The following is a 20,532-nucleotide window of genomic DNA, read 5'->3' as shown; positions in this document are numbered from 1 at the left end:
TACGCCAGCGTAGCATGACTTCGTATCAATCGGAGCTCGGGGGGCGCTCAAACGTCGCCGAGGAGTTGGCTGAGAGTCAGCGCTCCATCTCCATCGCCGAGTTCTTCGAGAAAAACAAGCATATGTTGGGATTCGACAGTGGTGCACGCGGACTCGTCACCGCTGTTAAAGAAGCAGTAGACAACGCACTCGATGCCACCGAGGAGGCAGGTATTCTTCCGGATATTTACGTGAGTATCACGGAAGCTGGCGATTACTATCGACTCGTCGTCGAGGACAATGGGCCAGGAATCACGAAAGAGCAGCTTCCAAAAGTGTTTGGCAAACTGCTCTATGGCTCGCGGTTTCACGTTCGTGAACAAAAGCGCGGACAGCAGGGTATCGGCATTTCCGCAGCCGTGTTGTACGCACAGCTCACGAGCGGAAAGCCGGCGATGATCACCTCCCGGACCGACGGCGACTCTGATGCGCAGTATTTCGAGCTGATCGTTGATACTGATTCGAACGAGCCGGAGATCTCCGTCGACACCACCACCTCCTGGGAGCGCCCACACGGCACCCGCATCGAACTCGAGATGGAAGCGAACATGCGGGCACGCCAGCAGCTCCACGACTACATCAAACACACGGCCGTTGTCAACCCCCACGCGCGAATCGAATTCGAAGAACCGCGAGAGCGGCTCAAATTCGAGCGCGTGACCGACCAGTTGCCAGCCGAGACCGAGGAGATCCGACCACATCCCCACGGGATCGAACTGGGCTCGTTGATAAAGCTCCTGGATGAATCGGCGTCGCACACGCTTTCTGGCTTTCTGCAGTCCGAATTCACCCGCGTTGGACAGAAAACCGCCGAATCGATCGTCACCGCCTTCCGGGATCGACATTACGGTCGCGAACTCGCCTGGAAGCCGGCACCCGCGCCTGTGATCGAATCCGCCGTAAGCGACGTTGTCAACAACAAATCACCCGACGCAACCGCTACGTTCGCACAGCGCGTGGCGGGTGCCGTCTCCGAACAGCCACGGGTGGCCCACCACGAGTGTCGGGCGATCGTTGCTAACGCAGCCGACCACGTCAAATCTACAACAGGATCGACGTTTGGATCGACGGTGCAAGGACACACCGTCGAGGCGATCTGGGAGCTCACACTCGATGGCGTCGAATCTGAGCTCACCGAGCTGATTGATGAGGTGACGACCGCGAGAAAATCCGACGAGACGATCGACGGGATGGCTCGCCGGCTCGTCACGAAGCTCAACGGCGTCGATCGCCATCGTCTCACGCACGGTGATATCGAATCGTTCGTCGAACGCGCTGCAACACAGACCGAACAGCGCGATGACGTGACATTCGGTGAAACCGCCCAGCAGAAGGTGATCGAAGGGGTCTGGTCGATCAGTAGCACGGTTCCCGACGATCCGCCGTCAGTCACTGCCGTCAGCAACGATCGTGATTTCGCGAGTGAGCTCCTCGAGGCGATGCGCGAGACGGACATTCTTGCCCCACCAACGGACTGTCTCGCACCGATCACCGACGAACTGGTCGAAGAGGGCCTTCGAAAGGAGTTCGACGCCGATTTCTACGCTGCTACAACACGCGACGCCGAGGTTCATGGTGGCGATCCGTTCATCGTCGAGGCGGGAATCGCCTACGGTGGTGACATTCAATCCGACGGCTCGATAGATGTGCTCCGGTTTGCCAATCGGGTGCCGCTGGTCTATCAGCGTGGCGCGTGTGCGACAGCCGACGTGATCACGTCGATCAACTGGCGAAACTATGGGCTCGATCAACCGGGTGGAAGCGGGACGCCAAACGGGCCGGCGGTCGTGTTGATCCACGTCGCCTCGACGAACGTGCCGTTTACCAGCGAATCGAAAGATGCAATCGCCAACGTCCCCGAGATCGAACACGAAATCGAGCTCGCGATTCGTGATGCCGCGCGTGATCTCAAGCGGTATCTCAAAAAGCGACGATCGCTCCAGCAGAGAAAGCGAAAACGCAACGTTATCGCCGATATTCTGCCGACGATGGCAGAGAAGCTCGCCGACATGACCGACCAGCAGTCGCTCATGATCGAGGACTCGCTTGCACGAATCATGAGCAACGTGCTCATCGAGCGAACGACGACTGACGATGGGGTTGCGCTCACCGTCACGAATCACACTGACACAACCACAGAGCTTTCGGTGACCGATATCGTGAGCGTCGATCCCGGCTCGCTAGAGTCGGCAACCGTCGTCGAGATGGACGGCGAGTGGTTCGTCACCTGGGAACCGACGGTCGAAAGCGGCGAAACCGCTCGCTTGCAGTACGATCTCGACGGCGACGCAGAGTTCGACATCTCCGTCGAAGGAATCGAAGCCGAGAAACTCTCAGTAACCGCCTGATTATGGCAACAGACACAACCAACCAATCCGAAGCTGTGGCCCGCGAGCAACTGCTCGATCTCGCGGCCGAATTTTACGACCAGTTCGCAGACGGGGCCGTCCCGTCGATGCAGATCCCCACGCGGACGAAATCCAACATCGAATACGACGAAGACGCAGAGGTATGGGTGTACGGCGACCGGCACTCGACCCGATCGGCAAAAACCGTCTCCGGTGCGAAAAAGCTGCTCAAGGCGATCTACGTCATCGACTTTCTCTCCACGCAACTCGATGAAGACCGATCGTCGACCCTTCGTGAGCTCTATTACCTCAGCGAGTCGTGGGACCACGAGATCGCCCAGTTCAGCGATCAGAACGAGTCGAATCAGTTGATCGAGGATCTAGAAATCGTCTCCGATGTTAGTCGTGAGGATTTCCACATGCGCCCAGAGGAATCCGGTGCGACGCTGATGGGACCGTTGCAGCTGCGCGAGCAGACCAGACGCGGCGAGCGGGATATTCACTGTCAGAAAGACGTCGGTGAAGGCGGCTATCAGATTCCGAACAATCCGGACACGATCGAATTTCTTGACAATGATGCCGACTTCGTCCTCTGTGTAGAGACCGGTGGTATGCGCGATCGGCTCGTCGAGAACGGATTCGACGACGAGTACAACACGATCATCGTCCATCTCAAGGGCCAACCCGCGCGTGCGACCCGACGAATCACTCGTCGACTCCACGACGAACTTGATCTGCCAGTGGTGGTGTTCACTGACGGCGACCCTTGGTCGTATCGCATTTTCGCCTCGGTGGCCTACGGTTCGATCAAGAGCGCCCATCTTTCGGAGTATCTCGCCACGCCCGATGCACAGTACATCGGCATCCAGCCCACCGACATCGTCGAGTACGATCTGCCGACCGATCCGCTCTCGGATTCCGACATCAACGCACTCGAGAACGAACTCGAAGATCCGCGGTTCCAGGACGACTTCTGGACGACCGAAATCGAACATCAGCTGGACATCGGGAAAAAGGCAGAACAGCAGGCGCTTGCCGCACGCGGTCTGGATTTCGTCACCGACGAGTATCTCCCCTCTCGCCTGGACGAGATGGGTGTCATCTAGGTCCAGAACTGATACAGGTCGTCTTCGATCGGCGATTCCAGCCGATTTTCGTCGAGGCTGACGCCTGGAGTTCCCGAACGGGCGGTGCCAATGACGGTGCCGGTGATGTTTTGTGCCTCGAGTCTTTCAATCGCGGTTTCGGTCGCCTCTGGTGAGACACCAACGAGCAACGCACCCGAGCCGAACGTCCGCAGTGGATCCACGGCCAGCGCGTCACATATCGTTCTCGTCACATCTCTGATTGGAATCGCATCGCGTTCGGTATCGATCCGGAGCGCGCTACTGCGTGCCAGTTCATCGAGTCCGGCGAGAACGCCACCCTCGGTTGGATCGTGCATCGCTGTCGCGAGATTGCGGACGACGTGTGCCGACTCGAGGACGGACAGTTCTGCATAACAGTCCAGTCCGTTCTCGATCAACGATGGATCGACAGCACCCAGTTCGTCGGTGAGATCGGAGGCTGCAATCGCCGTCGCCTCGGTGCCGGCGTAGCCTGCGAGCACGATCCGGTCGCCGGGGCTGAGACCGCCAGTGTGGACGACGCGATCTGTCGTTCCCAGACAGGTCATCGACAGCAACGGCCGATCGAGTTCCGCGTGGGTCTCCGTGTGTCCCCCCACGACGGAAACGCCGATCGCGTCGGCGGCCGTTGCAACCCCTTCGGTGATCGTCTCCAATAGATCTACACCGTCTTCTGGAAGCAGACACACCTGCGTCAGCCACCGTGGCGTTCCACCCGAGGCGGCGATGTCGTTTGCGGCGATCGTCACGCCGATCGTGCCGATCCGTTCGATCGCCATCGAAATCGGATCCGTGTTGACGAGGAGAATTGAATCGTCGAACTCGATAGCAGCCGCGTCCTCACCGTAGGCCGGCCCCTGGAGTACCGTCGGATCCGTCCCGGAAAATCGCTCGAAAACGAGCGATTCGAGCACCGATGGCGGAACTTTCCCAACCATGACTCACTGTCGAACCCGGAGCCTCCAAAACCTACCGACGATTCGCGTTCGCCGCCGCGAGTGCGTCTGTAGCCAGCGTTTTGTGGTTTGCGTGCCAGAGATCGACCGACGACGGATCACGATAGGCCAACGCAGAGCCCTCATGTGAGACTGACAGTTCGCCACCCGTCACCGAACAGAGATACACGTGGCCAACGAGGCCGTGTGGACCAGTGTGTTCTGCCGGCCGGCGGGTGTACACCGTCGCAAGTGACTCTGTATGCACCACTAACCCCGTCTCCTCATTCGCCTCACGGACGGCGGTGTCGGCCGGAGACTCACCTGGTTCAGTGTACCCACCCGGCAGACACCAGCTATCGTCGTCGATCCGACGCTGGAGCAACAGTTCGCCGTCCTCGTTGATGATTGCTGCGTCCGCACTCACTTTCGGCGTGATGTGACCGAGTTCTGTACGAAAGCGCTCCGAAACCGTCTCTGGGTCAATTTCGAGCGTCCGGCCGTACCACTCGCTTGTGAGTTCCTCCAGGCGTTCGTAACGCTCTCTGTCGTATGGGTCGTCTGCGTAGGCGAGACCGTTGTGTGCGATGATCCGGAGTTCGTCGAACAGTTCGAACGGCGACGTGCTGTCGCTCATTCGCCGTCGTGGCTGTCGGTGATCGACTCGGCAATCGAATCAAGCTCAGATTCTTCGAGCTCCGGTGGACTACCAGCAACGGCGTGGATCGGCCCGCCACCATCGCCGTCGAACCGTGGGATGATGTGTCCGTGAACGTGGTCGATTTCCTGACCGGCAGCCGGGCCGTTGTTGAACGCCACGGTTGAGCCATCGGCTTCGACGGCCGATTCGACCGGTTCTACCAGCTCGTGGAGGGTTTCGAGTACGGATCCAGCAAGGGAGGCGTCCAGATCGTCGAGTCTGGCGTAGTGCTCGCGTGGAATCACCAGGGTGTGTCCCGGCGCAAGCGGGTTCGCATCCAGAAACGCAAGTGTCTCTGAATCCTCATACACGGTCCGACTCGGGATCGATCCATCGACAATACTACAGAAGATGCAGTCCGCTGCCATAGCTTGACTCACCCACCCATCACACCTAAACGTTTCCCGGCGGGCGGAGATTCAAGGCGTTCGGGAACGCCACCGTCAACGTCGAATGTTTGAACTGCTACTCACCATCGACGACGAGAAAGCCCGCGCACAGGCACAGATCGAGACCGTTCTCGAGACGCCAGGCGATCACGATCGAATGACGGCCCGGCTGTTACACGTCGGTGACTCGCCACCATCATTTTTCAAGGGGCTCAAATCCCAGCTCGCGAGCGCTGGCTTTACAACCGAATCGATCTGTGTTCGGGGCGACCCAGCCACCACGATCCTCGAAACCGCAGAATCACACGACGTTGACCGAATCTGTCTGACAAGTCGTTCAAGAACACCAACCGGCAAGGCGATTTTCGGCAGCGTCACCCAGTCAGTGATCGCCAGCACAGAACGTCCCGTCCTCGTCTGTCATCCTCTCGAGTGACGGATAGGCTAGACGAGCAGACAGCTCGTCTCGATCCCCGCAATCGTGAGTCCAGCCGGGATCAAAAGGGGCAACACGCCGGCAACGAACGAGTAGAGTCCACCCCGGAGCTCTCGGTTCACCAGCCGGTAAAACGCCCGGAGGAGAAAATACGCCGAGATGGCCGCGATGACGAGAACCACCACCTCTCCGATGGCGACGCCGCTCTGACACAACACCTGTTCTGCGTGTCGAATCCCCTGTTGGGCGACGATCATACCAGAGCATACGGAGTGGATACCAAAAACCCTTCCACAAGTGATGATTGAAAGATGCGTCTCGATGCGTTCTGACGATCGACGGTCAATGTAGAGCCCTGATATATTTCTTGCCACGGTATCATTTTGTTATAATAGCCTGGTATAATGATGACAGAGCAATACATATACGATCAGAAATCACCGAGCATTCCTGTGAGCTATGAGAGCGGTGTCCGATTGTCTGCCCCGTTCGGATCCACACGCTCATAGCGGCCGGTGAGCTAAAACATTCATGAGCCGGCGCGAAGTGCGAGCAACGTACGACCGGATCGCCGAGCATTTCGCACAGACGCGGGCACACGCCTGGGAAGATGTCGAATCGTTCGTTGAGTCAGCACCGAACGGCGTTGTGCTGGATCTCGCCTGTGGCAACGGGCGTCACGCAGAGCTGTTTTCTGACCGCGGTGATCGAGTCGTCTGTGCTGATCTCAGCCGACCGATGCTCGAGACGGCACGGACGCGACTCGAATCGGCGAGTATAGAGTTCGTGCAGGTCGACGGCGCCGCGATTGGCTTACAACGCAACACCATCGACGCGGCCGTCTATATCGCTGCGTTGCACCACCTCCCCACACAGTCGTTGCGACGACAGAGCCTCGCCGAACTCGGTCGTGTTCTCACGGCCGGCGGAGAAGGACTCGTGAGTGTCTGGGCAACCACGCATCCAACGTTCGACCGCACGAGTGGATTCGACACGACCGTCGACTGGACGCTTCCCGACGGAACGGTGGTCGATCGATTTTATCATATCTACGATCCTGTAGAGTTCGATCGGGATCTCGAGGCCGCCTCGCTCACCGTCGTGGACCGATTCGAGAGCCACGGCAACTGCTATGCCGTCGTCGAGGGCGACGGCGATGGATGACCACCCTTATTAGGTGGCGGCACGCAGACGAAAGTACCGGCAGGCACCGGTGGTCTAGTGGTAGGACTTGGGCCTTCCAAGCCCACAGCCCGGGTTCAAATCCCGGCCGGTGCAGTAAGCGAGTTTTGCGAGCGGACTATCCTGGCTGGATTTGAACACGTGCGTCGCAGCGCGAACGTAGTGAGCGACCGTCTTGCTCAGTTCAAATCCCGGCCAGTGTGCTCCATTTCTGAATATCGCTTTCAGTGAGCACCATTCGCGTGGCTCTCTGTCTCTCGATTGATTGTAAAAACGTCGCCGAGCGTCAGTCCTCGCTCTCAAGGAGACGGTCGGCGATCTGTTCTGGATCGAACCGTTCGATGTCGTGATACTCCTGGCCAACGCCGAGGAACAAAATCGGCTTGCCAGTGACGTGAGCGATCGAAATCGCCGCTCCGCCCTGTGGATCGGCGTCGGCCTTCGTGAGTATCGAGCCATCAATTGCGGCGGCGGCGTCGAACTCAGTGGCGCGCTGGACGGCGTCCTGGCCGGCAACGGCCTCATCGACGAAAATCGTCATGTCGGGCTCAACGACGCGGTCGATCTTCTCGAGCTGGGCCATCAGGTCGTCGCTCGTGTGCAACCGACCGGCCGTGTCACCGAGCACGATATCGACATCGTTGGCCTCGGCGTATTCGACGGCGTCGTAGATGACGGCCGCCGGATCGCCACCCTGTTCGTGGCTGATCAGCTTCGTCCCCAGTGCGTCTGCGTGCTCCTGGAGCTGCTGGTTGGCACCAGCCCGATAGGTGTCGCCGTTGGCGAGCACAGTTGAGAGACCCTGCTGTTCGAAATACTGGCTCAGCTTTGCAATCGTAGTCGTTTTGCCGACGCCGTTGACGCCCGTAAAGACGATCACGACTGGCGAATCCGTCTCGGCAATTCGCTCGTCGAAATCGAACTGGCCGACGCTGATCACATCGAGCAGTGCGTCGCGAAGTGCAGATTCGACGACCATTCCAGTCGATTGCACCTGTGCACGGATCGTGCCCTCGAGATTCTCACGTATCCCGTCGAGAATCTCTTCTGCAACCCCCATCTCGACATCGCTCGACAACAACGAGAGTTCGAGGGTTTCGAGCGGTTCGTCGAGGTGTTCGGGCTGAATGATCACCCCACCAGTGGCGAACGCCTTGGCGCGCTTGCCCAGGCTGGCGGTCTCGTCAGGCTCACCGTCAGTACTTTCGGCCGGTTCACTGTCGTCGGGGCCAGCCTCAGCGTCGGCTGGACCGTCGGCGTCTGCCTTTTCCTCGACATCGTCTTTGAAACGACCGAGCGTGTCTTTGAGTCCCTCGAACATGCGAACGCTTACTCGTCAGATTGGAACTGCTGTTGGAGCTGTTGCATCTGCTGTTGTTGCATCTGCTGGGCCTGCTGTTCGAGTTCGTCGCTTTCGGCCTGCAGCTCGGTGATCTCCGATTGGATCGATTCGATCCGCTCATCAAGCGTCTCTTTTTTGGCTTTGAGGCTCTTGACGGCCCCGTCCTGATCGCGCTCGGCCGCATAGCCCCCACCAAGCGAAACGACGATCTCGTTGATATCCTGAATTTCGGCACGAACGTAGGCGTCGCCACCCAGTGGCACCTGCACTACATCGTCGCTTTCGAGCCGATCGATCGCATCGATTGCCTCATCAGCCTTCGTTTTCTCCGTGCGGAGCTGCTCGATATCCTCTTCGAGCGATGAGACTTCCTTATTAATTGCCTCAAGCTGTTCCTGAAGCTGGCGCATGCCGCCCCCACCGGCGCTCATTGTGCAACACCGTCGATCGATACCTGTGTTCGTTTCAAACCGTGTTCCGAGCCGAAGTTGGCGTACGTATGCTCTTTCGCAACGGATTCGTTCGGTGCCACAAGAGTTCGTTCGAACGTCTGCCATCCATCGCGAGTCTGGAAGCGGCCACTAACCGTGAAGGTACTCATACGCTACAGTGTGGCTTAGAGCGGGAAGAATGTTGCTAGTCGATGTAGCCAAGCGCGTCCTCGATCCGGCCAAGTTCTGGCCCGGTCGAATCCTCGCCGGCAACGTAGCCGTTCGTATTGGCAACGAGCCCGGAGCCAACCAGGCCAGCGCCGTAGTTGATCGTGCCGATGTCTGCTCGAACGTCGAGCAACGACTCAAGATAGTCCAGTTCCTCGTCGGTGACCTTCGGGTGACAGAGCACGCCCTCGTTCGTCGCAACTGCCGCCGTTCCGACCGTCCGCACGCCGGCGAGCTCGCCGCGCTCTACCGGCACCGACAGCGTTGATTCGATCGTTTCGAGCGTGTCGTCGTCGAGGTCGGCGTGAACGTACGCACCGGAATCGTTCGCTAGCACGACGTTGCCCGCCGCGTTGATCGCGCCGGGGAGTTTCACAACCGGCAGTTCGACGACCGAGCGGATGTGTTCGAGTTCGCGGTCTTCGATTCGGTTGCTCACAAGCAGTCCGTTCGAGTTGCCAGTCACGAGCGCCCCGACGGTACCCGAACCGCCGATCGACGTGGCAATCGCTGGCACGGAGAGTTCAGCACTGAACGCGTCCTGAAGCTCCGCGTCGAGGTCCGGGCGGATGAGAAGACAGTCGTCGGTTACAGCGGCGAAAACGCCGACGTACGACGAGCCCGCGAGGGTCGCACGAAGCACGCTTACGCAGCTTCAGCCTCGACGAGCTGGTCGCCTTCTTCGTCGAATCTAGCCGCGCGAACGCGAAGCTTGCTTGGTGGCTTCTTGCGTCCACGGGACCACACGGCCTCGTTGATCGAGGGATCGAGTCGAACGGCGTCTTCGTCGACCGCAAACTGTTTCGCCAGATGGGTGCGAACGATGCTCATTGCCTTATCAGCGCGTTCGTGTTTTGCGTGTGCCAGAACGTCACGAAGCGGCACCGTGATGACGCGCTCTTCGAAATCGCTCGTGCTCATGGATTACTCGTCGGTGTTGCCGCGCCGCCAGCTGCGGCGTTTCGGATTCTGCATGACGTTTCGGTCAGTTTTCATCATGACCCACGCCGGGACGCGAGAGTTCTGACGATTGAGCTTCGCCAGCCGTTTTTTCTTGGCCTTCGATTTCTTACCCATAGTGTCGGTATTTTCGTTGCGGTGGTTAAATGGTTGTTCCTTTTCGTGCGAACGCCACTCGCTACCCCGCTGTGGCCGACTTGAGCCTCCGCGCGTACCGGCGATCGTATTTTGGGCCATCGCCAGTACGCGTGCTTTCGAGCAGTTCGACCGCTGTGACACGCTGGGTGTGGGTTTCGGTCGTCGTCTCTATCAGCGACTGGACGGTGGTTTTGCTCGCCGCGTGATCCATTCTGGCGATCGTCGCGTGTGGAACGAACGCGCGATCCTCTGGTTCGATTCCCAGCGCGCTCATTTCGAACTCGATCGCCTCGTTGAGCCGATTGAGCTGTGTTGTGCCCTGTTCGATTGCCGCCCAGATCACCGTGATGTACTCGCGATCCGGAAACACACCATAGCCCGCAAGCGAGAGGGTAAACGGCTCAACACGCACCGACTCGATCGCCGCGTCAATCGCGTCTGTGATCGCAGACAACCGCTCAGCTGGCTGTTCGTCCAGAAACTGCAGCGTCACGTGCACCTGCTCCGACGGGACCAACCGAACCCCCTCAAGCTCCGCGAACGGGGCCTGTATTGCCTTGAGTTCCGGCGTGGGCTCGATGTCGATGCTGATGAACAGTCGCATGGTGAATTCTCCGGTGCGCAGCCCTTAACCGTGCTTGTTACCTATCTGGAGTATGGTTGATGAGGGCGCGGAGTCCCACAGCTTCTCCGATGGTGAGGGATTCGACGATCCGTACGAGGGCTTCGATCTCGATCCCGAATTCGAGATCGATCCCGGACAGGTCGATCCGGTGGATTCGCGGGTGCTCACCGACAATCTCGACGTGAACCACCTGCCAAAAGAGCAGGTAGACGTTGAACAACTCATCGAGGTCGCCATCGAGTATATACATATCAATCGCCACGAGCAGGCGACCGAGACGTTCGAACGCGCGGCCAGACTCGCCGACGACGACCGGCTCGAACAGGAGGCCTGGGTGAACAAAGGCGCAGCACACGCCGAACTCGAAGAGTACGACGCCGCGATCGGTGCCTACCAGGAAGCGCTCCGGATTGATGACGACTCAGAGCACGCCGCGTCGGCCGAGACGAATCTGGCCTACTCGCTCTGGGAGGCCGGACGCTCCGAGCAGGCACTTGAGCACGCAGAGCGTGCCGTCGAACTCGATCCCCGGTTCGGACAGGCGTGGTACAATCGTGGCTTTTTCCTCGCCGAACGGGGACGCGCTGAGACGGCCGTCGAGTGTTTCGACAACGCACAGCGACTCGGCATGCACACGCCAGAACTCCTCGAGGAGAAAGCACGGGCACTCGAGGAAATCGGCGAGGACGAACAGGCAGAGGAGGTGGCTGCCGAAGCAGAAGAACTACGGCAGCGCGCCGAGAGCCGACTGATGGAGTGAGATGTTACTCACACAGCACCAGACCGAACAGGGACTGCTCGTCGCCGTCTGTGACGACGATGTCGTCGGCGACACCTTCGAGGGCGACGGCGCTCGGCTAACCGTCGAGGAGGCGTTTTACGCCGAGGATGCTGATACCGTCGACGCCGATGCCGTCGTCGAGGCGCTCTCACGGGCAGCGATCGCCAATATCGTTGGCACGGAGGCCGTTGAGCTCGCGATCGAACACGAAATCGTCGACGAAGGTGCGGTGCTGGATCTCGATGGCACGCGTCACGCCCAGCTCTTGCGGCTGTAAAATGGGCCCCGATGATGATTCGTTTCTGACCGTCGAAACCGACGCAAGTGCGCAGTTTACTGTCCAGGGCTCGGAATTTATTGGCTCCGTTGAGCCCGTTGAAACGGTCGCGGCCGCCGAACGCTTCTGTGATCGGATGTGTGTGCAGTATTCCGATGCGACCCACAATGTGCCCGCCTATCGAGTGCACGCCGATGACACTGGGCAGTTTCTCCGTGAGTATCAAAACGATGATGGCGAGCCCTCCGGCTCGGCGGGAAAGCCGATCATGAACGTTCTCGACGGACAATCACTCGAGAATGTTGCTGTGGTCGTCACCCGCTACTATGGCGGCACCAAACTCGGCGTTGGCGGGCTGGTGCGGGCGTACTCCCAGGCAACCACGATGGCGATCGAAGCGGCCGGCGTCACCGAGCGCGTCCCGCACGCACACCGGTCGATCACCGTCGACTACGATGACTCCGGTGTCGTCAGAACCGTACTCGAGAGCGAAGGCGTCGCGTTCGACGCCGACTACGACGAGCGGGTGACGTTTTCAATTCGTGTACCGACGGACGAACTTGCAAGCGTCGCCGATCGCCTCCAGAGCGCGACGAGCGGCCGGGCAACGCTTGAGCGTTCCCAATCAGATGATTGCCGCACGGATCGATAGCTGTCACTCACGCCAGTGTAACGATTGCTACCGCCACAGGGCTCGAAGACTATTTCCTGGGAGAAACCACCATAGCAATTGATATACTACGGAGGTGTGGAAATCGTATGAAATTCGGTGTTCCCGACTCCATCACAGGCGACTCGGTCAGGGGGATAAGTCTCGGTCTGATAATTGGTGTTGGAATCGGCGTTGCCATGGACAACATCGCGGTGGGCGTTGCGATCGGAATTGCGGTTGGCGCAGGGATTGCTGCGCGTCAGTCCGGCGAAAACGACGAGTAAGAGCCGAGCCTCGCCAGACACGCTGTCTGTCAGCGCTGCGGACGTGAGAGTGCGTTCGCTCTCTCGTCGGCGAGTTGTTCTTCCTGGTCCTCCTCGTCGCCATCGCCGTATCCACCACCGCCACCATCACCGTCGTCGCCTCCTTCGTCTCCGCCATCACCCTCTTCATCGCCACCATCGTCCTCACCAGGGCCCATACAGCCCGCAAGAACACTCATACTCACGAGTCCACCACCAGCCAGTCGCAACACCTTCCGTCTGTGCATACCACACTCTTCGGTAGTGAGGGGCAAAGTCCTGCCGGCTGGGTTGGCGAACACCTACCCAAACAGCTTTCGCTACGGGCTCTCGGAGATTCGACCGTGAATCCCGACGCCGACGAAGCGGCCGCGATAACGGCGGCGATCGAACGAGTGTGTGCGGTGTCGGTGACCGCCGTTTCCCTGCTCTCGGTGAGTTTAAATCGAACGTACGCGATCGAAACCGCGTCTAGAGACGAGCCGTACATCCTGCGCACACCCATCGACCGGGAGTCTTTCCCGGGAATCTGCGATCTCAGCACGGAGTACGAGCTGCTAGGCCGGCTCCCAGCAGAAATCCAGGCTCCGAAACCGGTAGCATACGGAACTGTCGGCGCACCGATCGATGGGCCGTTCGTGCTTATGACGTACGTTCCCGGGAAACCGATACCACTTGGCGACCGACTTCCCGAGACGTTTCAAAATCCATCCGCAAGAAGAGCGATCGGAACGGCGCTGATTGATCAGCTCGCCACGCTTCACACACAACCGACCGAGCCGTTCGAAGCGCTCTGCGATCGGCGGTCGATCGCAGAGGGGATAACAATGCTTCGCTCACAGTGTGATCGAATCACAGACGAGCGGACACAGGGAAGCGAGCAGCTCCAAGACGTCGGTGCGTGGCTTTCGAAACACGCACCCACGGAGCTGGAAATCGTGCTGAATCATGGCGATTTCAGGCCCGGAAACATCCATTTTCAGGGTACTGAGACGCCAGAGCTCACGGGAGTGCTCGACTGGGAAACCCCACTGCTGGGCGATCCGCGGCTCGATCTGGGATATCTCTGCTTTCGATGGCACGAACCGGGCGATCCCACGGTTGCACCGGGTATGATCGACACGCAGAACGCGAGCGATGCTGTGCGCGAGGAGATCACGTCGATGACCACCGACGGTCTTGCACCGTTCACGAGACAACCAGGCAGTCCAACCAGGACAGCGCTTATCGAACGATACGAACGCCAGACCGGGACAACGATCGAGCACGAGCGGTTCTTTCGCGTGCTCGGTGGGTTCTCGCTCGCCACCGTCTGGGCCACCCTCGACCGATCGGCACGCAAGACGAGCGGCGAAAGCGACTGGGGGCCGTACATCGAGTGGCTGGCTCGCTTCTGTGTAAAACTGACTGAGGAGTAAACCACGGAGTCAGTCGGTTCCAAACGCCCGATCGCCGGCATCGCCCAGCCCCGGGACGATAAAGCCGCTCTCGTCGAGATGGTCGTCGAGCGCTACCGTCAAGATTGTCGCATCCGAGACCGACTCCGCAACGCGAAGGACCCCATCCGGAGCGCTCACCGCCGAGAGCACGTACAGCTCTGCGGGTGCGTGCTGTTCGTCGAGCACCCGCTCGAGTACCGCACACATCGTCGAACCGGTAGCGAGCATTGGATCTGCCACGATGACCGTGTCGTCTTCCGTGATCGTCGGTAGCTTAACGTAATCGACCGTGATCGGAAACGTCCCATCTGCGTCACGACCGGCCGCCTCGTTGCGACCAGCGCTGATGATCCCCTGACGGGCCTCCGGAAACGCCTTCAATAGCCCCTCGACAAACGGCGTCGCAGCACGCAACACGTTGATGATCACCACGTCGTCCAGGCCGGTGAGCCGCTCGCCGGTCATGGCTGTCAACGGCGTCGTCACCGGCACGTATTCGGTTTCCATCAACCCATCAATGATTTCGTAGCCACAGATCCGTCCCAGCTTGACGAGCCCCTTGCGAAACGTCACTTGTTCGGTTTCGTGGTCCCGGAGCGTCGAGAGCGTATCGCGTGCGAGCGCGTGTGTTAGTAGCTTGACGTGATCCCGATCTTCGATAGCCATGCGTACACGCTACTGTCGAACGCGCACGCACATCAGCCAGCCGGTGTTGGGCCGACACGTTTTTAGTGACCCATCGGTGACCGCCAGCACATGACACTGGCCAGCAGAATTGAACGCTACTGGAAGGAGCTGCGGACCGTGCTCGGAGGGTTGTATCACGGGATGGTCGAGCATCCGGCCTACGAACTGATCGAAAAGGAGGCCGAAGATGTCGATGATGCGTTTTTGCTGGCCTGTTTCCCGGACGTCTTTGGCATACCGAGTCCAATCGCCTACTACACCGCCGAGTTGCTCCCATATCTCGATGGCGAGCTCGAGGCATTCGAGCGACGCCTCTGGGACCGGGCGTCGCTGCTAGAACGGAAAGGCCAACAGTATCACTTCTGATGAATCAGTTTCTCTTCATCGGTGGGAAAGGTGGGGTCGGCAAGACGACGATGGCAACAACAGCCGCCATCCAGCGGGCGATGGCCGGCGAGCGGACGCTCGTCGTCTCAAGCGATCCAGCTCACTCGACGAGCGATCTGTTCGAACAGCCAATTGGAGACGACCCGACGCCGATCGACGGCTACGATCGGCTCGATGCGATCGAGATCGATCCCGACGCGGCGGTCGAAGACCATCTCCAGGAAACGAAACGCGCGCTCACTGACCAGGTGAGTCCGGCGATTGTCAACGCGATCGAACCACAGCTCGAGCTGGCTCACGATTCTGCCGGGGCGTACGAGGCGGCGCTCTTCGATCGCGTGATCGACATTCTCCAGACCGCCAGGACGTACGATCGGGTGGTCTTCGACACAGCACCCACTGGCGGAACCCTCAGACTACTCGCACTGCCGGACGCACTCGAGACGTGGATCGATCGGCTGCTCGAAAAACGAACCCGATCTATCGAGCTGTTCGAATCAGCGGCGATCGGCGATCGAACGCCCCGTCGAACCAGGGCTGGCGATCCGATCGTAGAACGACTCCAGGAGCGAAAAGATAGATTCGAGTTCGCAGCCACAACGCTACGATCGGACACGTCGTTCTATCTCGTCGTTACACCCGACGAGCTCTCGATTCGCGAAACCCAGCGGACAAGTGATCGGCTTTCGGCGAATGGACTCTGTGTTGCAGGGCTCATCGTCAACAAACTCACGCCCGAACCCGACGAATCGGAGCGTGGCGCTGGTGCTGCGTTTTTACGAGCTCGTCGAGCGACCGAACGCAAGCACCTCGATGCCATCGAATCGATCGGCCCGCCGATCGTCGCCACCGTCCAGTCACAACACAAGCCGCCCGCTGGTGATCAGCTAGAAGAACTGTCACAGGCAATCACCCTCGAGTAAACCGATCCGTGCGAACGTTCCAGCTGATACTAACGTTTATGGTGAATAACTTATCATAGCTATTCGAACCCATGGTACAAGTACTCTGGCTCATCGTTGGTGTATTGTTACTGTACAGTATCGGTTATCTGAGTTACTCGAAATATCTGGCACAGTTCGTCGAGCTCGACGACGACAATCCGACGCCGGCACACGAACACAACGACGGACAGGAGTACGTGCCGGCGAAAAAATCCGTCTTACTGGGCCATCACTTCTCTTCGATTGCGGGCGGTGCGCCCATCGTCGGTCCGATCACGGCGGGGGCGGCGTTTGGCTGGTTGCCGGCGGTGCTGTGGATTGCGATCGGGAATCCGCTGTTCGGCGCGGTTCATGATTTCATGTCGTTGAGTTCGAGTCTCCGCCATGATGGCCGCTCGATCGGACACATCATCGGCGAGTACCTCGGTGATCGCGGGAAGAACCTGCTGTTATGGTTTGCCTTCCTGACGATCATTCTCGTGCTCGCCGTCTTTGCGTATGTGGTCGCGCTCGTGTTCGATCAGTTTCCGAGCGCGGCGACGGCGAGCATGCTCTACATCGGACTGGCGCTGGTGTTCGGCGTCTATCTGTACCAGCTCGATCTGCCGTTCGTTCCGGGGACGTTCGTGTTCGTTACGGGCGTTTTCGCGAGCGTCTATCTCGGCGTGCAGTATCCGATCGCGCTGTTTGCGCACTCGGGGCTCGAAAGCAACGTGATCGTGCTGTTCGGTGAGGGTGGCTCGTGGTTACCGCTGGCGAGCGCACAGAACCCGAACATGGCGGGCTGGGCACCGGTGATCATCATCTACGCGGTGATCGCCGCGGTGTTACCGGTGTGGACGTTGCTCCAGCCACGCGACTTTCTCTCCTCGTTTTTGCTCTACGCGGGGATTGGTGGAATGTTGCTCGCCACCATCGTCGGCACGTTTGGCCTGTTTGAGCCCGTCACTGTCGATGGAACACAGTATACGCTCACCTCACAGCTCGATCCGTTCATGGGGCTGACTAGTGATCTCGGGCCGATCTTCCCGTTCTTGTTCGTGACGATCGCGTGTGGAACGATCAGTGGCTTTCACTCGTTGGTCTCCTCGGGAACGACCGCAAAGCAACTCAACACGGAGTCTGACGCCCGGATGATCGGGTACGGTGGAATGCTCGGTGAGGGGTTGCTCGCCACCACCGCCGTCGCAGCGCTGATGATCGTCGGCGTCACGGAGTTTGGTTCGGGCGTCGGTGGCGCGCTCGCGAACTTCCCCATCGGTGGTGCAGTGATGCTCTCAACGTTCGGACTCCCGATGGAGTACGGTCAGCCGTTTATTGGGCTGGTGTTCGTCAGCTTCCTGTTGACCAGTACCGACACGGCCGTTCGACTCGGCCGCTACATGATCGAAGAGATCGTCGGCACCCCCGGAACAGACACTGACAGCAACCTCCGTGCGAAACTCGAGGCTTTCGCGGTGAATCGCTACACCAACGCGTTCGTCATCCAGGGCATTCTGGCGTACGTGCTGATCGCAAGCGGTACCTGGGCGTCGCTCTGGCCGCTGTTCGGTGGGGCAAACCAGACGCTTGCCGCGCTCGCGTTGCTTGCCGCTACGGTCTGGCTCGTCAACTGGGACGACACCAAGCAGCTGCTCTCGACCGGCATTCCGATGGTCTTCATGCTGCTTATGACCGTCGTTGCACTCTGCTGGCTCGCACTCATTCAGAATCCGAGTCGGCTCGGCGACGCGACGACGCTCGGGCAGGTCTCGCTCATCGTACAGTCGATACTGGCGCTCGTACTTGTCGCACTTGCACTCGTCGTGGCGAAAATTGGCATTGAGCACATCCTCGAAGAACGGGATATGGACGAGCTCAGTGGTAAGACACCTGCAGACGACTGAGTCACTCACCCGAATAGCAATCTGAGTCGTCCACGCAGGCCCGACGGTTTTTCAGGGGGGTCGAGCTCTGTGAACGAAAATGCCCGTGCCACCTCCGCCTCGGGGCTCGCTGCCATCTGCTGGTCGCTCGGCGCGGCCACGACGAACGCCACATCGTAACGACCGTGCAGTCCATACCGCAACAGCGTCCGGTCTGTAAACTCTGAAACGAACGACTCCACTGTAGGGGATAGCTCCGGGACGAGCACCGCGAACGTGAACGACGTTTCATAATGTGTCGGCGACGGGTCGATCCAGTCGCTGGCGATCGAATGGGCAACCTCGGCGAACTCGGTCAGATCCGACTGCTCTACACCATCGCGTCGTTGAACGAACAGATGATCCAGCGAGGCATGATCGCCGTAGCTGATCGACGGATGGAGAAACGATTTTTGGTGTTCGATTCGGCAGTGTCCATACCAGTCGAAGGTGCGACCGTCGACCGTTCGGTCGGCCGTGAGATCGTAGCTGTGTCGCAGCCGATCGAGCACTCGCTCGAGATACGCCTCTGTCTCCGTCGAACCCTCATCTCCCGTCTGCTGGCCCATATCCCACCGATGGAATCGATCCTCAAAAATGACGCGTCGGCGTTGGACCACGACTGTCACGTTCATTTTCGTTCACAAAAATATATGTTGGTAAACAACATGGGTCTCCGTAGCATTTCGAGTGGGAATTTCTCCCAGGGAACACATGCAACGAGAAAATTTCGACACCGACCGAGGACGTATTGCAGAGGAGATTCGAGCAAACCATCGCGAGATTGCTGCAGGAATCTTTCCAGATGAGCCATACGGGGTGTTGATCGGCGGTGAGTGGACAGAAAGCGAGACTGGCGTCGTCAAAGAAGCCGTCGATGCGACAACCGGTGCGACGCTTGCTGAATACACACAGGGAACCGCCGAGGACGTAGATGCGGCGGTCGTGGCCGCAAAGTCTGCCTTCGAGAACACCTGGGGGAACTACAGTCCGATGCAGCGTGCCGACGCGCTCGATGCGATCGCCACGGAACTCGAGGAGCGAAAGCAAGATATCGCCCGGATTGACTCCCTCGAGATGGGCAAAGCGAATCAGCACTCGTTGTTCGTCGACACGACGATGATGCTCTCGCAGTTCAAATACTTCGCGTCGGTGGCACGAACCGCAGACGAGGGGCGACGGCCATCGACGGCGACCGAAAAGTTCGCCTACACCACCAGCGAGCCATACGGCGTCGTTGGGCAGATCAGCGCCTGGAACTTCCCGTCGATGTTCGTCGCATGGAAGATGGCACCGGCGCTTGCAGCCGGTAACACGCTGGTGTTCAAGCCGTCTCCCCGAGCCGTCCTCTCGACCCTGGAGGTTGCCAAAACGATGGCAAAACACCTGCCCGACGGAACGATCAACGTTGTGCCGGGAACCGGTGGGGACGTTGGCGCACAGATTACGACCCATCCAGAGATCAGAAAGGTGTCGATGACGGGCTCGACCCGTGCTGGAAAGGCCGTGATGGAGGGTGCAACGTCGAATCTCAAGGCCGTCTCGCTCGAGCTAGGCGGCAACAACCCCAACATCATCTTCCCCGACGCCGACCTGGAGAAGGCAGTCGAGGGCGCACTCGTGGGATCGTTTTTCAATCAGGGTGAACAGTGCACTGCCGGGTCGCGAATCTTCGTCCACAGCGAGGTGAAAGACGAGTTCCTCGAGTTGCTCACCGAGGAGATGGAACGACTCACCGTCGGCGACCCGATCAATCCACTGACGGATATCGGCCCCCTCGTCGATCATGCTCATCTCGACCACGTCACCGAGTATGTTGACACCGCCCTCGATGAGGGTGCCTCCATCGTCGTCGGCGGGAAAACACCCGATGATCCGTCGCTGGCTGGCGCACCACTGTTCGAACCGACGGTGCTCACCGACGTTGATCCGGACGACACGATCGCCTGCGAAGAGGTGTTCGGCCCTGTCGTCTCCGTCCACGAATGGAGCGACCGTGACGCCGTCATCGAGGCGGCCAACGACACCGAATACGGGCTCGCATCGGCCATCTGGACGACCGACCTCGACACCGCACACGAAACCGCCGAAAAGATCGAGGCCGGAACGGTCTGGGTCAACACGTACAACGATCTGTTCGACAACGTCCCCCACGGTGGCTACAAACAGTCCGGACTCGGACGCGAACTCGACAGAGAAGCGTTCGATAGCTACCGCCAGACGAAGACCGTCGTCATCAACCACGGCCGAATGCCACGGCTGGGCTGAGCGAAAACACA

Annotated in this window: 27 protein-coding genes and 1 tRNA gene; 14 read left to right on the top strand and 14 right to left on the bottom strand. The window is 59.3% G+C overall.

All coding sequences use genetic code 11. The annotated features are described in order from the left end of the window. The first annotated feature begins 14 nt into the window (after positions 1-14). Both JXQ78_RS11905 and JXQ78_RS11900 read left to right on the top strand, forming a co-directional pair. Positions 15-2,387, top strand: a complete 2,373-nt coding sequence (locus JXQ78_RS11905) for a DNA topoisomerase VI subunit B (RefSeq protein ID WP_330630984.1) — start codon at positions 15-17, stop codon at positions 2,385-2,387. Between the two features lie 2 nt (positions 2,388-2,389). Further along, positions 2,390-3,493: a DNA topoisomerase IV subunit A gene (locus JXQ78_RS11900; protein WP_330630983.1), complete on the top strand. Its 1,104-nt coding sequence runs from the start codon at positions 2,390-2,392 to the stop codon at positions 3,491-3,493. On the opposite strand, the gene JXQ78_RS11895 is transcribed toward JXQ78_RS11900, so the two are convergent. From JXQ78_RS11895 to JXQ78_RS11885, 3 genes are read right to left on the bottom strand one after another with little or no spacing between them, the layout of a single operon-like run. Then, positions 3,490-4,452, bottom strand: coding sequence for an AIR synthase related protein (locus tag JXQ78_RS11895; RefSeq protein ID WP_330630982.1), 963 nt, complete (start codon positions 4,450-4,452; stop codon positions 3,490-3,492). The two genes, JXQ78_RS11900 and JXQ78_RS11895, sit on opposite strands and share 4 nt — an antisense overlap. Positions 4,453-4,483: 31 nt before the next feature. Continuing rightward, entirely contained in the window at positions 4,484-5,086 is a 603-nt protein-coding gene (locus JXQ78_RS11890) for an NUDIX hydrolase N-terminal domain-containing protein (RefSeq protein ID WP_330630981.1), read from the bottom strand. Continuing rightward, a complete protein-coding gene (locus tag JXQ78_RS11885) occupies positions 5,083-5,517 on the bottom strand; it encodes an HIT family protein (protein WP_330630980.1) in 435 nt (144 codons plus the stop codon). The genes JXQ78_RS11890 and JXQ78_RS11885 overlap by 4 nt, the downstream gene beginning before the upstream one ends. A gap of 85 nt (positions 5,518-5,602) precedes the next feature. Between JXQ78_RS11885 and JXQ78_RS11880 the strand changes: the two genes are divergently transcribed. Next, positions 5,603-5,974, top strand: a complete 372-nt coding sequence (locus tag JXQ78_RS11880) for a universal stress protein (protein WP_330630979.1) — start codon at positions 5,603-5,605, stop codon at positions 5,972-5,974. 8 nt (positions 5,975-5,982) lie between these two features. Here JXQ78_RS11880 and JXQ78_RS11875 read toward each other — a convergent pair whose 3' ends face one another. Further along, complete coding sequence (locus JXQ78_RS11875) at positions 5,983-6,231, bottom strand: hypothetical protein (RefSeq protein WP_330630978.1); 249 nt, start codon at positions 6,229-6,231, stop codon at positions 5,983-5,985. A 274-nt stretch (positions 6,232-6,505) separates the two neighbouring features. Between JXQ78_RS11875 and JXQ78_RS11870 the strand changes: the two genes are divergently transcribed. Then, complete coding sequence (locus JXQ78_RS11870; RefSeq protein WP_330630977.1) at positions 6,506-7,138, top strand: class I SAM-dependent methyltransferase; 633 nt, start codon at positions 6,506-6,508, stop codon at positions 7,136-7,138. A gap of 43 nt (positions 7,139-7,181) precedes the next feature. Continuing rightward, a tRNA-Gly gene (locus JXQ78_RS11865) sits at positions 7,182-7,252 on the top strand. 190 nt (positions 7,253-7,442) lie between these two features. Here JXQ78_RS11865 and ftsY read toward each other — a convergent pair. The 7 genes from ftsY to thpR all read right to left on the bottom strand — a co-directional run bounded on the left by ftsY (position 7,443) and on the right by thpR (position 10,859). After that, complete coding sequence (gene ftsY, locus JXQ78_RS11860; protein WP_330630976.1) at positions 7,443-8,477, bottom strand: signal recognition particle-docking protein FtsY; 1,035 nt, start codon at positions 8,475-8,477, stop codon at positions 7,443-7,445. An 8-nt stretch (positions 8,478-8,485) separates the two neighbouring features. Continuing rightward, the gene (gene pfdA / locus JXQ78_RS11855; protein ID WP_330630975.1) at positions 8,486-8,929 is read right to left on the bottom strand and encodes a prefoldin subunit alpha; all 444 of its coding nucleotides are present in this window, start codon (positions 8,927-8,929) and stop codon (positions 8,486-8,488) included. Then, entirely contained in the window at positions 8,926-9,099 is a 174-nt protein-coding gene (gene rpl18a / locus JXQ78_RS11850) for a 50S ribosomal protein L18Ae (protein ID WP_330630974.1), read from the bottom strand. Before rpl18a ends, pfdA begins: the two co-directional genes overlap by 4 nt. A 35-nt stretch (positions 9,100-9,134) precedes the next feature. After that, positions 9,135-9,800, bottom strand: coding sequence for a translation initiation factor IF-6 (locus JXQ78_RS11845; RefSeq protein WP_330630973.1), 666 nt, complete (start codon positions 9,798-9,800; stop codon positions 9,135-9,137). 2 nt (positions 9,801-9,802) lie between these two features. After that, positions 9,803-10,078, bottom strand: coding sequence for a 50S ribosomal protein L31e (locus JXQ78_RS11840; protein WP_330630972.1), 276 nt, complete (start codon positions 10,076-10,078; stop codon positions 9,803-9,805). Between the two features lie 3 nt (positions 10,079-10,081). After that, positions 10,082-10,234 carry a 50S ribosomal protein L39e gene (locus JXQ78_RS11835; protein WP_330630971.1) on the bottom strand — a complete coding sequence of 51 codons (153 nt, stop codon included), beginning with the start codon at positions 10,232-10,234 and terminating at the stop codon, positions 10,082-10,084. A 61-nt stretch (positions 10,235-10,295) separates the two neighbouring features. Beyond that, positions 10,296-10,859: an RNA 2',3'-cyclic phosphodiesterase gene (gene thpR, locus JXQ78_RS11830; RefSeq protein WP_330630970.1), complete on the bottom strand. Its 564-nt coding sequence runs from the start codon at positions 10,857-10,859 to the stop codon at positions 10,296-10,298. 52 nt (positions 10,860-10,911) lie between these two features. Between thpR and JXQ78_RS11825 the strand changes: the two genes are divergently transcribed. The 4 genes from JXQ78_RS11825 to JXQ78_RS11810 all read left to right on the top strand — a co-directional run bounded on the left by JXQ78_RS11825 (position 10,912) and on the right by JXQ78_RS11810 (position 12,874). Continuing rightward, positions 10,912-11,640 carry a tetratricopeptide repeat protein gene (locus JXQ78_RS11825; protein ID WP_330630969.1) on the top strand — a complete coding sequence of 243 codons (729 nt, stop codon included), beginning with the start codon at positions 10,912-10,914 and terminating at the stop codon, positions 11,638-11,640. Between the two features lies 1 nt (position 11,641). After that, entirely contained in the window at positions 11,642-11,938 is a 297-nt protein-coding gene (locus JXQ78_RS11820) for a DUF424 domain-containing protein (protein WP_330630968.1), read from the top strand. Then, entirely contained in the window at positions 11,904-12,590 is a 687-nt protein-coding gene (locus tag JXQ78_RS11815) for an IMPACT family protein (protein WP_407934022.1), read from the top strand. Before JXQ78_RS11820 ends, JXQ78_RS11815 begins: the two co-directional genes overlap by 35 nt. Positions 12,591-12,697: 107 nt before the next feature. Then, positions 12,698-12,874, top strand: a complete 177-nt coding sequence (locus JXQ78_RS11810) for a hypothetical protein (RefSeq protein WP_330630967.1) — start codon at positions 12,698-12,700, stop codon at positions 12,872-12,874. Positions 12,875-12,903: 29 nt separating this feature from the next. Here the strand turns inward: JXQ78_RS11810 and JXQ78_RS11805 are convergent, their stop codons facing one another. Further along, positions 12,904-13,140 (bottom strand): hypothetical protein, encoded by a 237-nt coding sequence (locus JXQ78_RS11805; protein ID WP_330630966.1) that lies wholly within the window; start codon positions 13,138-13,140, stop codon positions 12,904-12,906. A gap of 96 nt (positions 13,141-13,236) precedes the next feature. On the opposite strand from JXQ78_RS11805, the gene JXQ78_RS11800 reads away from it, so the two are divergent. Then, positions 13,237-14,310, top strand: a complete 1,074-nt coding sequence (locus JXQ78_RS11800) for a phosphotransferase family protein (protein ID WP_330630965.1) — start codon at positions 13,237-13,239, stop codon at positions 14,308-14,310. 9 nt (positions 14,311-14,319) lie between these two features. On the opposite strand, the gene upp is transcribed toward JXQ78_RS11800, so the two are convergent. Beyond that, a complete protein-coding gene (upp, locus tag JXQ78_RS11795; protein WP_330630964.1) occupies positions 14,320-14,997 on the bottom strand; it encodes a uracil phosphoribosyltransferase in 678 nt (225 codons plus the stop codon). 90 nt (positions 14,998-15,087) lie between these two features. Here upp and JXQ78_RS11790 point away from each other — a divergent pair, with 90 nt between their 5' ends. From JXQ78_RS11790 to JXQ78_RS11780, 3 genes are all read left to right on the top strand, one after another. Further along, positions 15,088-15,384 (top strand): hypothetical protein, encoded by a 297-nt coding sequence (locus JXQ78_RS11790; RefSeq protein WP_330630963.1) that lies wholly within the window; start codon positions 15,088-15,090, stop codon positions 15,382-15,384. Next, positions 15,384-16,328, top strand: coding sequence for an ArsA family ATPase (locus tag JXQ78_RS11785; protein ID WP_330630962.1), 945 nt, complete (start codon positions 15,384-15,386; stop codon positions 16,326-16,328). The genes JXQ78_RS11790 and JXQ78_RS11785 overlap by 1 nt, the downstream gene beginning before the upstream one ends. A 71-nt stretch (positions 16,329-16,399) precedes the next feature. Next, positions 16,400-18,235, top strand: a complete 1,836-nt coding sequence (locus tag JXQ78_RS11780; RefSeq protein WP_330630961.1) for a carbon starvation CstA family protein — start codon at positions 16,400-16,402, stop codon at positions 18,233-18,235. 5 nt (positions 18,236-18,240) lie between these two features. Here the strand turns inward: JXQ78_RS11780 and JXQ78_RS11775 are convergent, their stop codons facing one another. Next, positions 18,241-18,888, bottom strand: a complete 648-nt coding sequence (locus tag JXQ78_RS11775) for a hypothetical protein (RefSeq protein ID WP_330630960.1) — start codon at positions 18,886-18,888, stop codon at positions 18,241-18,243. 79 nt (positions 18,889-18,967) lie between these two features. Between JXQ78_RS11775 and JXQ78_RS11770 the strand changes: the two genes are divergently transcribed. After that, the gene (locus JXQ78_RS11770) at positions 18,968-20,521 is read left to right on the top strand and encodes an aldehyde dehydrogenase family protein (RefSeq protein ID WP_330630959.1); all 1,554 of its coding nucleotides are present in this window, start codon (positions 18,968-18,970) and stop codon (positions 20,519-20,521) included. The last annotated feature ends 11 nt before the right edge of the window (positions 20,522-20,532 follow it).

Origin of the sequence: Halocatena halophila, assembly GCA_027563145.1 — an archaeon.
Taxonomy (GTDB): domain Archaea; phylum Halobacteriota; class Halobacteria; order Halobacteriales; family Haloarculaceae; genus Halocatena; species Halocatena halophila.
This window is presented reverse-complemented; position numbering and strand designations above follow the sequence as displayed.